Annotated in this window: 9 protein-coding genes; 8 read left to right on the top strand and 1 reads right to left on the bottom strand. The window is 31.4% G+C overall.

Annotated elements, in window-relative coordinates:
• Nucleotides 1-17: 17 nt before the first annotated feature.
• Nucleotides 18-2,375, bottom strand: a complete 2,358-nt coding sequence (locus MHM83_RS01945) for a TonB-dependent receptor domain-containing protein (protein WP_239178249.1) — start codon at nt 2,373-2,375, stop codon at nt 18-20.
• A gap of 359 nt (nt 2,376-2,734) precedes the next feature.
• Here MHM83_RS01945 and MHM83_RS01940 point away from each other — a divergent pair, with 359 nt between their 5' ends.
• From MHM83_RS01940 to MHM83_RS01905, 8 genes are all read left to right on the top strand, one after another.
• Entirely contained in the window at nt 2,735-3,892 is a 1,158-nt protein-coding gene (locus MHM83_RS01940; RefSeq protein ID WP_047787933.1) for a homogentisate 1,2-dioxygenase, read from the top strand.
• A gap of 84 nt (nt 3,893-3,976) precedes the next feature.
• On the top strand, nt 3,977-5,137 hold the full coding sequence (gene hppD / locus MHM83_RS01935) for a 4-hydroxyphenylpyruvate dioxygenase (RefSeq protein ID WP_047787932.1): 1,161 nt from the start codon (nt 3,977-3,979) through the stop codon (nt 5,135-5,137).
• 96 nt (nt 5,138-5,233) lie between these two features.
• Nucleotides 5,234-6,151 (top strand): tryptophan 2,3-dioxygenase family protein, encoded by a 918-nt coding sequence (locus MHM83_RS01930; protein WP_239178248.1) that lies wholly within the window; start codon nt 5,234-5,236, stop codon nt 6,149-6,151.
• 102 nt (nt 6,152-6,253) lie between these two features.
• A complete protein-coding gene (locus MHM83_RS01925) occupies nt 6,254-7,030 on the top strand; it encodes a DUF3108 domain-containing protein (RefSeq protein ID WP_073182275.1) in 777 nt (258 codons plus the stop codon).
• Between the two features lie 94 nt (nt 7,031-7,124).
• Nucleotides 7,125-8,405, top strand: a complete 1,281-nt coding sequence (locus MHM83_RS01920; RefSeq protein ID WP_239178247.1) for a peptidoglycan DD-metalloendopeptidase family protein — start codon at nt 7,125-7,127, stop codon at nt 8,403-8,405.
• 2 nt (nt 8,406-8,407) lie between these two features.
• The gene (gene pgi / locus MHM83_RS01915; protein WP_239178246.1) at nt 8,408-9,991 is read left to right on the top strand and encodes a glucose-6-phosphate isomerase; all 1,584 of its coding nucleotides are present in this window, start codon (nt 8,408-8,410) and stop codon (nt 9,989-9,991) included.
• Nucleotides 9,992-10,197: 206 nt separating this feature from the next.
• Nucleotides 10,198-12,963, top strand: coding sequence for a TonB-dependent receptor (locus MHM83_RS01910; RefSeq protein ID WP_159611069.1), 2,766 nt, complete (start codon nt 10,198-10,200; stop codon nt 12,961-12,963).
• A 102-nt stretch (nt 12,964-13,065) separates the two neighbouring features.
• Nucleotides 13,066-13,488, top strand: coding sequence for a hypothetical protein (locus tag MHM83_RS01905; protein WP_239178790.1), 423 nt, complete (start codon nt 13,066-13,068; stop codon nt 13,486-13,488).
• The last annotated feature ends 129 nt before the right edge of the window (nt 13,489-13,617 follow it).

The raw sequence follows: 13,617 nt of genomic DNA, 5'->3' as shown, positions 1-13,617 counted from the left end.
AGGTGGTTTTTGGGTTGTTAGAATAAGTTATAGGTAATAGAAATCCTACCATTGATTCCTGGTTCAGATTGCCAATAAAGAAATTTATCGTTTTTGGTGCCAGAATATAAATGTTTATTTAAAATATTATTAATATTTAAAGCAATACGAAGTTTATTATTTTTCCAATGCACTCCACCATCCATTCTAAAATAGTCAGGAAGTTCTGCCTTATTATTGGCCCCTATTGTCCATGAAGTTCTATCTACTAAGTATTGATATCCTAAAGAAATACCAAAGCCTTTTAAGGCAGAATTTTGATTAAAATTATAGTTTAACCAACCATTGGTAATATGTTTAGCGTGTCCTGCAATTCGAGTTCCTACTGCGTTTGATATGTTTGATTTTGCGATTTCCACATCTGTGTTAGCGTAATTTAATAATAAGTCTAATTCACTTGTAATGTGCGCTTGCATATCAAACTCAAAACCTTTTGATTCTACCTCACCAAGTAAAATACTAAAACGACGAGTTGTGTCAGTAGGATCACTGGTAGTCATGTTATTCTTATTAATAATGTAAGCACTTAAAGAGGCGTTTATTTTTCCATTTAACCAATTGGTTTTTAAACCAGCTTCGTAAATAGTTCCTTCAATAGGGTCAAATCTGTTTCCTATATTATCTATGGCATCATTTGCTAAGAATGATTGATCATATAAACCGTACGCAGTAATTTGTGGAGTTATATCAGCACTCAAACCAATTCTAGGAGTAAACTTTTTAGTTGTAATATCTCCTTTAGGAGTTAACTGAGTGTATCTACCCGCTAATGTTAAACGTATTTTATTCTCTAAAAATCCTATTTCGTCTTGAGCATATATAGAGTTTATTTTTGTTCCATAAGAGTAAGAAGGTGTACGGTCTTTTAAAGGTGTACTTCTATCAAATACAGGAAAAATACGATCTCCGTAAGTTGGATTGTATATATTAAAAGGGGTTGTAGGAGTGTCTACTGCACCACCTTGATAAAAATCAGCAAAATACTCTTTATCCGTATAATCAAACCCTCCCATAACTTTATGGGTTACTGCTCCGGTATTAAACTTTCCGTTAGCATATAATTGAAAATATTCACTTTCAGAAATAGCATCCCAAACACTTATAGTTCTAATAACATCACCATTATCTTGTACACCACTTTTCGTATCTATCCATGCAGAAGCGCCTTGTTGAGTATACAACATTGTAACATATTTTGCTTCTACAGACCAGTTATTATTAAAGCGATGTGTTACTTGGTTTAATAAACTAACTTCTTTAATATCAGTATCAGGAAAATTACTGTCAACCATAGAAAAGTTCTTAGGAAGACTCCCAAATCCTTTATCTAAAGGAGCAAAAATGTAAGCAGCTCCTAAAAGAGTGTTTAGTTTTTGAAAAGAAAACTCAGTTAAGAAGTCTGTTTTATCACTTATTTTATATGATAATGAAGGAGCAACACCAATACGTTCACTATCCTCAAACTTTCTATGACTTCCAGTGTTTTGATATAAAACGTTCAAACGAGCTAGTAAACGCTTATCACTTGTTAAAGATCCACCAAAATCTGCCGCAGCTCGATATGTATCAAAACTGCCTGCCATTAAGTTTATAGACCCTATTTTTTCTTCGGTAGGTTTTTTTGTAACCACATTATAAAAACCACCAGGTTCACCCGCAGCCATCATAAAGCCTGAAGGTCCCTTGACAAATTCTATACGATCTATCATAAAAGTATCTTCAGACAAAGGCCCCCAAGAGTCTTGAATATTTACACCATTCCTAAAAGCTGGTAATCTAAACCCACGCATGTTAATACGTGCGAAATTCCCCCAATGTTCTATGTTACTAACCCCACTTACATTCCTAAAAGCTCCTTCGAGCATATTTGTAACAAGTTGATCTTGTAAAACCTCTGAGCCAACTACCTGAATGTTTTGAGGTAGTTGTTTAATAGGTGTTTGTAAGCGTAAAGAATTAGAGACCTTCTTCTTAGCGTATCTGTTTTTTACTCCATTAATGGTGATTTCGTCTAACTCATCGATAGCTTCTTTAAGAAGAATCCTACCAAGATTTTTAGATTCATTATTTTTAAGTCTTACTGTAATTGATTTTTTCTCAAAACCAACCATTGATAAATTAATTACATACTTACCTTTTTTTAAGTTTTTAAACTCAAACTCTCCTTTTTCATTACTAATAATTCCATGATTTGTAGAACTTAAAGTTATATTCACAGAAGAGAGGAAGTTATTGTTTTCTGATACAATAAAACCCTTAACAGAGCTGTTTTGAGCGACTATTGATGTTGTAATAAATAAAAACAATACCAACAATATGGGTATGATTTTTTTCATTTTTTATTATTATTTAGATTTAATAAAGTTATTTTATGAGGCAAAAATATTTTAACAAAACTTAATGTCAAAACTTATTTAGATTAATTTTAAATAAAAAAATCTAAAATTTTGAAATTTAATGAGATATCAACATCTTTTTAATTTTGGTATATTTGTAAAGCACAACTAAAAACCTATTTAAAATGCATTGGAAAGACCTTTTAGCGCATTTAAAGTTCATGATAAAAAGGAACCCGGAATAGCTATTGTTGTTTGGTTTTGAAGTTTAGCTACTATTAATATAAATGATAGGCTAAATAAAGAAAGAGAGTTAATTATATAATTAACAAATTGTTGAATAATCAAATTAATTAAAGATGCCTTTTTATCATAAATTAGGAAAAATTCCACATAAGCGACATATCCAGTTTCGTAAAGAAGACGGAAGTTTATATTACGAACAATTATTTGGTACAATTGGTTTTGACGGAATGTCAACCAATAGTTATCATGAATATAGACCAACAATGGTTAAAGAAATTCGTAAGCAATACTCTATTGCTCCGAAAGTAGCAAAAGAAAATAATATCCAATCGTATCGTTTTAGAGGTTTTCAAGTTCCGCAAGAAAATGATTACTTACAAAGTAGAAAAGTAGTACTTACCAATTCTGACTGTAACATCATCTTATCGGCTCCAAAAGAATCTACTAAAGACTATTTTTATAAAAATACGGATGCAGATGAGGTAATTTTTATTCATAGAGGGACAGGAAAATTACGTACAATGCTTGGGAACTTAGATTTCAAGTATGGAGACTATTTAGTAATTCCTCGCGGAGTTATTTATAAATTGGATTTTGATACAGAAGACAACAGGTTGTTTATTGTAGAATCGTATCGTCCAGTTTACACCCCAAAAAGATACCGTAACTGGTTTGGTCAATTATTAGAGCACTCGCCATTTTGTGAGCGTGATATTCGCAGACCAGAAGAGTTAGAAACACATAACGAAAAAGGAGATTTCATTATCAATGTAAAGAAACAAAACGAAATTATTGAAATGGTATACGCAACACATCCTTTTGATGTTGTTGGTTATGATGGATATAACTATCCTTATGCTTTTTCAATTCATGATTTTGAACCAATAACAGGGCGTATACACCAACCGCCACCAGTACACCAAACATTTGAAACGGATGCTTTTGTAATTTGTAGTTTTGTTCCGAGGCTGTATGATTATCATCCAGAGGCTATTCCTGCACCATACAATCATAGTAATATTGACTCTGACGAAGTATTGTATTATGTTGATGGAGATTTTATGAGTAGAAATGATATAGATGCAGGTCATATTTCTTTACATCCAGCAGGTATTCCTCATGGGCCACATCCAGGAGCCACAGAAAGAAGTATCGGAGAAAAAGTAACTGAAGAACTAGCAGTAATGGTAGATACTTTTAAACCTTTAAAAGTAACTGAAGAAGCTATGAAAATAGCAGATGAAGATTATTATAAATCTTGGCTAGAGTAATTCAGTATATTAATGTGACAATTTGAAAATGTTTCAATTCAATTTTCAAATTAACTAATTATCAAATTTTCAAAATAGAGAAAAATGTCAAAAGAAATAAAATCAGTAAACTACGGTTTAGAAAAAATATTTGAAGGAGCGCAAGACTTCTTACCACTTTTAGGAACAGATTATGTAGAGTTTTATGTTGGTAATGCAAAGCAAGCAGCACACTTTTATAAGACGGCTTTTGGTTTTCAATCATATGCTTATAAAGGGTTAGAAACAGGGTCTACAGAAGAAGTAAGTTATGTTATTAAGCAAGACAAAATTAAGCTGGTTTTAACAACACCATTAAACAGTAAATCTCCAATTAATGATCATATTGTAAAACATGGTGATGGAGTTAAAGTGGTAGCGCTTTGGGTAGAAGATGCAAGAAAAGCGTACGAAGAAACAACTTCACGTGGTGCGAAATCGTACATGGAGCCTACTGTAGAAAAAGATGAGCACGGAGAAGTTGTAAGAGCAGGGATTTATACGTACGGAGAAACAGTTCATATGTTTGTTGAGCGTAAAAACTATAACGGAACATTTTTACCAGGTTTCCAAAAATGGGAATCAGATTATAATCCACCAGCAGCAGGATTAAAATATATCGACCACATGGTAGGTAATGTTGGTTGGAATCAAATGGATGTTTGGGTAAAATGGTATGAAGATGTAATGGGGTTTGAAAACTTTTTATCATTTGATGATAAGCAAATTCATACAGAATATTCAGCGTTAATGAGTAAAGTAATGTCTAACGGAAATGGAAGAATTAAATTTCCAATAAATGAACCAGCTGAAGGAAAAAAACGTTCTCAAATTGAAGAGTATTTAGATTTTTATGAAGGAGCAGGAGTACAACACATTGCGGTTGCTACTGATGATATTATAAAAACAGTAAGCCAATTAAGGTCTCAAGGAGTAGAGTTCTTATCAACACCACCAGAAGAATATTATAAAGCAGTCCCAGGAAGATTAGAAGAATTTAGTCACGAGCTAAGAGAAGATATTGAAAAGCTAAAATCTTTAGGAATTATGATTGATGCTGATGAAGAAGGATATTTATTACAAATTTTCACAAAACCAGTAGAAGATCGTCCAACTTTATTTTTTGAAATTATTCAAAGAATGGGAGCCCGTGGTTTTGGAGCTGGAAACTTTAAAGCATTGTTCGAATCAATTGAAAGAGAACAACAATTAAGAGGAACTTTATAGACTAAGATAGATAATAGAAAAAAGAGAAATGAAAATAGATAGTTAGACTGTCTGTTTTCTCTTTTCTCTTTTCTTTTTTCTCAAAAAAACAAGAAAATGAGTAAAGAAGAAATATTAAAGGCAATAGAAGAAAAATACGATAAGTTAGGAGTTCCTGTAGAAGCAATGTTAGAAGGACTGCTATGGAGTGAGCCAATAACTTATTGGGATTACATACAAACAGATGCACTTTTAGGATTGCAAATTCCTAGAACTACGTTACCAGATGAAATGGTTTTTATCATGTATCATCAAGTAAATGAACTGTTGTTTAAAATGATTTTGTGGGAAATTGACCAAGTAGCAAAAGCAGAAGAAATTACACCAGATAAATTCTCAAAGCATTTAATGCGTATAAGTCGTTATTTTGATATGTTATGTAGTTCTTTTACAGTTATGGGTGATGGAATGGATGTAGATCAATACTTAAAATTCAGAAACACATTAACACCAGCAAGTGGTTTTCAAAGTGCACAATATCGTAAGATTGAATTTGCGTCTACCGATCTTATTAATTTGATAGATTCTCGTTATCGAGATACAATTGATAGAAATTCATCATTTAAAAATGCCTATGATCACTTATATTGGCAAGCAGCAGGTAAAAATTATACAACGGGTCAAAAAACAACATTATTAAATTTGTTTGAGAAAAAGTATATGGGTGAATTTATAGATTTTATGGAAGATTATAATGACTGTAACCTTTCAAAAAAATTCAAACAATTACCTGAAGAAGTTCAAGCAAATGAAGAACTAATAAAAGCAATGCGTCACTACGATTATACAGTAAATGTAAAATGGGTAATGGCTCATTACAATGCAGCAGGAAAATATTTAGGAGGAACTGATGGGGATTTGGAAGCCACAGGAGGAAGTAATTGGAGAAAGTATTTACATCCAAAGTACCAAAGAAGAATTTTCTTTCCATACTTATGGAGCGAAGAAGAATTAAAAAATTGGGGAACTTTTTAAATTCTAGTAACAAGAAGATAAAAGAAGCATAATGTTCTGTTAAACAGTTTTTTTAATTTTTGGAATGGTAATTGTCTATCAATTTTCATAAGTTTGAACATTATGAGAAAAAGAATATTGTTTTTTACATTTTTAATCGTTGCACAAAGTTTTTTTGCACAAAGTCAACCAAAAGCATACAAAAGCGGAGAGTGGCTTCGGTTTGATATGAGTTATAGTGGTTTTTTAAAAGCAGGAACAGCTGTTTTACAACTAAAAGAGAAGAACCTAAATAACCAAAAAGTACTACATGCTATAGGAACAGGTAAAACAACTGGTGTTATTAGTTGGTTCTTTAAAGTTGATGATAGATATGAAAGTTACTTTGGAATTGATAAAGTTGAGCCCTACTTATTCAAAAGAAAAATAGATGAGGGCGGACATAAGAAAAATCGACATATAACCTTTAATCACAAGAAAAAAACAGCGTACGTACAGGATTTCCGTAAACAAAAAGATACGTTAATTTCTATTAAGTCTCCTCAAGATATGATTTCTACGTTCTATTTTTTAAGAAGTCAGAACACAAAAAAATTAAGAAAAGGAGATGAAATTAAGCTTGATATGTTTTTTGATAATAAAAGTTACCCTTTTAAATTGCGTTTTTTAGGCTATGAAACATTAAAAACAAAATTTGGTAAAGTAAAAACACAAAAATTTAGACCATTAGTACAAGCAGGTAGAGTTTTTAAAGCTAAAGAAAGTGTTACCATTTGGATTTCGGCAGATGATAATAAAATACCAATAAAAATGAAAGCTTCCTTAGCCGTAGGTTCTTTACGAGCAGAATTAGATGCTTATAAAGGATTAGCAAATCCTTTTGAAATAATTGTTGATTAAAAAAATATAAGCTGTTTAAGAATTGTTAAAGTGAGAGAAAAAATACTATTTATTTGTACTTTTGCGCATAAACCCAAATTTAAAGCAGCTTTTTTTGAAAAAAATCATTTTTACATTTATTCTTTTATGTCTGTTCTTTTCGTGTAAAAAAGAAAAGAAAGTAGTCGTGCAAGAGCCCGTTAAAATAGAAAAACCTAAACCTGTTATAGCTTACGGGTTTAATTTAGATAACTATAAGGTTATTAACGATACTATAAATAATGGAGAAAGTTTTGGCGTTATTATGGATAGACACCACGTAATGTACCCAAAAATTAATGAGATAGCGACTAAAATTAAAGATACTTTTGATGTAAGGAGAATACGATCTGGAAAGGCGTACACAATTTTAGCTTCAAAAGATAGTTTAGATCAGGCTCAAGTTTTTATTTACAAACATAATAAAGTAGAAGCTACAGTTATAGATTTTAAAGACTCAATAATATCTGCATATAAACATAGAAAAAAGATAAAAACTGTTGAAAAAGAAATAGCTGGTGAAATTTACTCTAATTTATCTGTAACAATGGATAGTCTACAGTTAAAACCAACGTTAACGAATACTGTAGCAGATATTTATGCTTGGACCTTAGATTTTTATCGTTTGCAAAAAGGAGATACATTTAAGTTGATATATGAAGAAAAGTTTATTAATGATACTACCTTTGTTGGCTATGGTAAAGTCAAAGCAGCTATTTTTAAACATAACGGAGAAGATTTGTATGCTTACAGATATGTAGCCGATTCAATAAAAAAAATTCCAGAGTATTACGATCAGGAAGGAAATATGTTACGAAGAGCATTTTTAAAATCACCAATTAAATTCCAATATCGAATTTCTTCAAGATACAATTTAAGAAGACGAATTAAGTTATATGGCAATAGAGTAAGACCACATAAAGGAACTGATTTCGCAGCTAGGTATGGAACTCCAATTATGACTACAGCAAGTGGAACTGTTGTAGAATCAACAAGAAGAGGAGGAAATGGTAATTATGTGAAAGTAAAACATAATAGTACCTATACGACACAATATTTACACATGAAAAGACGTAATGTTAGAGTAGGAGATTATGTGAAGCAAGGAGATATTATAGGTTGGGTTGGTATGACAGGTAACACAAGTGGTCCGCATGTTTGTTATCGTTTTTGGAAAAATGGACGACAAGTAGATCCATTTCGTGAAAAATTACCATCAGCAGAACCTTTAGACCCTAAAATAAAACCAACGTATTTAGAGTATATAAAACCACTTAAAAGACAGTTAGATAATATAAAATTACCACAACCTGAACCACTTTCATTTAAAGAAAAAGAAATTTTAGCTACTAATTAATTATGCCCTTACAAAATATAAACCCGACAAAGACAAATGCTTGGGAGAAGTTAATAAAACATTTTAATGAAGCGAAAAATTATGAGCTAAAAGAACTGTTTCGTAAGAATAAAAACAGAAAAGATAATTTTTCTATTTTGTTAGATGAATTAAGTGTTGATTATTCTAAAAATAGAATAACTCAAGAAACAATCGACTTATTAATTTCTTTAGCAGAAGAAGTCGAATTAAAAGATGCTATTGAAAAATATTTTTCAGGAGACAAAATTAATGCTACGGAAAACAGAGCAGTATTGCATACAGCTTTAAGAAGTAGTACAGACCTACCCGTTTTTGTAGGAGGAAAAGATGTAAAGCCTAAAATTAAAACAGCTTTACGAAAAATGAAAGCTTTTAGTAATAAAGTTATTTCAGGAAAATGGAAAGGGTACACAGGTAAGTCAATAACAGATGTTGTTAATATAGGTATTGGAGGATCTGACTTAGGTCCAAAAATGGTTACAGAAGCATTGCAGTTTTACAAGAATAAACTGAACATACATTTTGTGTCAAACATTGATGGAGACCATGTCTCAGAAATTCTTAAAAAAATAAACCCAGAAACAACACTTTTTATAATAGTTTCCAAAAGTTTTACAACACAGGAAACAATTAATAATGCTAATACAATAAGAGATTGGTTTTTAAAACATGCAACTGTTTTTGATGTTTCTAAACATTTCGTTGCAGTCTCTTGTAATACTGAAGCTGTTGATAGTTTTGGAATTGATAAAAAAAATATATTTCCAATGTGGGATTGGGTTGGCGGACGCTTTTCTCTCTGGTCAACCGTAGGTTTATCAATCTCTCTGTCTATAGGGTTTGAAAATTTTAAAGAATTATTAAAAGGAGCCGAAAAAATGGATGACCATTTTAAAACAGCTGACTTTAATAAAAATATACCAGTTGTTTTAGCTCTTTTAAGTATTTGGTATAATAATTTCTTCGATTCTGAAACCGAAATGGTATTGCCATATAGTGAATACTTAGAAAAACTTCCACCATATTTACAACAAGCGGTGATGGAAAGTAATGGTAAAGATGTTGATAGAAACGGAAATAAAGTTGATTATCAAACAGGAACAATTGTTTGGGGAGGAACAGGTGTAAATTCTCAACATGCATTTATGCAATTATTACATCATGGAACAAAGTTAATACCTGTTGACTTTATAGGGTTTAAAGAATCGTTACATAATCTAGAGGATCATCATGAAAAATTGCTCGCAAATTATTTTGCGCAACAAGAAGCTTTAGCTTTTGGAAGAACAAAAGAAGAGGCTCATTTAGATTTAAAAATTAATAATCAATTAAGTCAAATAAATAAGCTCTTACCATATAAGGTGTTTAAAGGTAACCATCCTAGTAACTCAATAGTTTTAAAAAAACTAACACCTTATTCTTTAGGAATGCTTTTAGCTATATATGAACACAAAATTTTTACTCAAGGAGTTATATGGAATATATTTTCATACGATCAATTTGGTGTAGAATTAGGAAAAGAACTAGCTCAAAAAAAAACTTACAAACGATTAAGCTCTAGTTAATCGTATCTCTTATACTTTTTTTAACTTATATATAGATTTTGTTAACGATAGCTCTAGGGGTTAAGTTTTTGTTGTTCAGTGTCTAAAATCTTTTTTTAGATATGGCAAGGTCTTAATTTCTTGTTAAAACTTAACATTAAGTTAATATTAGCACTAATGAAAAGCAGGATATTTGCACCTGCATTTAATAACAATTAGATTAAAAAATGAAAACATTTAAAAATGTATTACTTGTAGCTTTGTTCTTTATAACAGCTACGGTTTTAGGTCAAACAAAAATTACTGGTACAGTAGTTGACGAAATGGGGGAACCATTACCAGGAGCTAACGTTGTAGTAAAGGGGACTACTAACGGATCTGCGACTGATTTTGATGGAAAGTTTATACTAAACGCTAGTTCAGAGTCTGGAGCAGTTATAGTATCATTTGTTGGGTATACTAACAAAACTGTTTCTTTTTCAGGACCATCTGATTTAGGAACTATCGCTTTAGAACCATCTAATATTTTAGGTGAGGTTGTTATAACAGGTTTAATAGATGTAGCTAAGGATAGAGAAACGCCTGTAGCAGTATCTACAATTAAAGCTTCAGAAATTCAAGAGAAGTTAGGGTCTCAAGAGTTTCCTGAAATTTTAAACAGTACACCATCTGTATATGCAACTAAATCTGGTGGTGGTTTTGGAGATGCACGTATTAATATTCGTGGTTTCTCACAAGAAAACGTAGCAGTTTTAATTAATGGAGTTCCTGTTAATGATATGGAGAATGGAGCAGTATACTGGTCTAACTGGGCAGGTTTGTCAGATGTAACAACGGCAATGCAAGTACAAAGAGGTTTAGGTTCTTCAAAGTTAGCAATATCTTCTGTTGGAGGGACTATTAATATTGTAACAAAAACAACTGATAAAAAAGAAGGAGGTTCTATTTTAGCTTCCTATGGTAATGATAATTACTTAAAAACATTAGCTACTTACTCTACAGGTAAAAATGAAAATGGTTTTGCTGCATCTTTCTTAATGAGCAGAACAGCAGGTGACGGCTATGTTGACGGAACAGAATTCGAAGGGTATAATTATTTTATAGGACTTGGATGGGAACTTAACAATGCTCATGACTTACAATTTATGTTAACGGGAGCTCCTCAAGCTCATAATCAAAGAACAGGGAGTTTCTTTAACATGGCTACTTTAGGAGATTATTTACAATATGGTAAAAAATATAATTACAATCATGGTTATTTAAATGGTGAAGAGTTTAATTGGAGAAGAAATTTCTATCATAAACCAGTAGCTTCCTTAAACTGGAATTGGGATATTAATGATTCATCTACATTATCTACTTCTGCTTATGTCTCTTTTGGGCGTGGAGGAGGAACAGGTGATATAGGTTATTTGAATAAAAAAGATGCTTCTGGAAATGATGTACTGGATAGTAGAGGTAGAAATGTTAGAGAATATGCTTCAAGTAAAATATTTAGAGATCCATCTAATGGTCTAGTAATGTGGGATAAAATATCTAGTTATAACCAAGGTAATACAGTTACTTTTGCAGATGGAGGATTATATACAAGGGCAAACAATGGAGGTGTTAACGACTCTGGAGGTAATGGTTTAACAAGAAGGGCTTCTGTTAATTCACATAATTGGTTTGGGTTATTATCTAATTTTAATACTGAATTAAATGAAAACTTAACTCTTGATTTTGGAATTGATATTAGATCTTATACAGGGATTCATTATAGAAGAGTTGATAATTTATTAGGAGCAAACGGTTTTCAAGAAAATGGAGATGATAATAATGTAGGAGCAGTTTATAATACGGAATATAGTTCTGATTTAGGTGCTTTATGGAACGTTTTCAAAAGTACAGATAAAGAAGATAAAATTGCTTATTACAATGATGGCAACGTCAGATGGTTAGGAGCATTTACTCAATTAGAGTATAAAAATGATAATATATCTGCATTTATTCAAGGTGCTGTCTCTAATCAAGGGTTTCAAAGAGTTGATTATTTTAACTTTTTAGATTCTGATCCAGATCAAAAAACAGATTGGGAAACTATTTGGGGTGGAAATATTAAAGGTGGAATTAACTGGAATGTTAATGAGCAACATAACGTATTTGCTAACGCTGGTTATTATTCTCAACAGCCTAAATTTGATGCTATTTTCTTAAATAACACGAATAATGTAAATCCTAACCCTAGGAATGAAAAAGTTTTAGGTTTTGAATTAGGATATGGATACAGAACTGAGCGTTTTAGAACTAATATAAATTTATATAGAACTCAATGGAAAGATAGGTTTATTTCTATATCTTCTAGATTTAATGGAGAAAATGCCAATGCTGATATTCAAGGAGTAGAGCAAATTCATATGGGAGCAGAATTAGATTTTACATACGATATTACTGAAGATGTAAGATTATTAGGTATGTTTTCTTATGGAGACTGGGAATATGGATCAACTGTTTCTGCTACTTATTTAGACAATGATAATAACCCTATCTTAGATATTAATGGTAACCCAGAAACTGAAACATTATATTTAGATGGTGTTAAAGTTGGTGATGCTGCACAAACTACAGCTAGATTAGGAATTGAGGTTAAACCTTTCAAGAACTTCAAGATTGATTATAATCAACGTTTTGTTGATAGATTATATTCAAGAATTAATGCTGATGATTTTGATGAGGTTGATCATAATGGTTCTTTACAATTACCAGGATACTCTTTGTCTGACTTAGGTATGTCATATAAGTGGATATTAAGCGAAGAGAAGAATCAATCTTTAAACTTCAGACTTAACGTAAATAACTTATTCGATGAAGAGTACATTGCAGAATCTGCTACTAACTACTTTGGTGACGAGAGAGATGCTACAGGAGTTGATTTTAGAGGTATAGACACGGGGAACAAAGTGTTTTTCGGTTTTGGAACTACATGGAACTTCTCAGTAAGATATAACTTCTAATTATTTCAAATTAGAAATAAATTGAAAACCACCTCAAAAGAGGTGGTTTTTTTATGCAGAAAATTCAGTACTTTTACAAGTACAAAAAATTAACAAATCATGATGAAAAATTTGCACTCTTATTGGGCATATATTGTATTAGCAGTTTTAATATTTACGGTAGTAAATGCTATTATAGGCTTAGTACAAAAAAAAGAATTTACCCATAAAGAGTTCCGTTTAGGTTTATTTACTTTAATCACAACTCATATTCAATTATTAATAGGCTTAGGATGGTATTTTATGTCTCCTTGGTATCAAGCATTAAAAGCTAATGGAGGAGAGGTGATGAAAGAACCAGCAGCAAGATTATTGGCAATTGAACACCCATTAACTATGATTATTGCTATAGTGTTAATTACGATAGGATGGTCTAAACATAAAAAACAAGTAAAAAGCGAAGCCAAGTTTAAATCCTTTGCTATCTTTTACGGATTAGCGTTGTTATTAATTCTCTCAAGAATTCCTTGGAATAATTGGTTTTAAGATAAAATTATAGTCCCGCTTCCGCGGGATTTTCTATTTTTGCGGACTAGTAAAGTTTTAATAATGAAATCGGTATGTTTTTGTAACGGTTTTAGTTAGTTAAAAAAGAAACTAGTAAACAACAAAACA

It is taken from the genome of Tenacibaculum sp. Mcav3-52 (assembly GCF_022347665.1).
GTDB lineage: Bacteria > Bacteroidota > Bacteroidia > Flavobacteriales > Flavobacteriaceae > Polaribacter > Polaribacter mesophilus.
The sequence above is the reverse complement of the archived record's forward strand: the minus strand, read 5'-3'. Positions and strand labels throughout refer to the sequence as shown.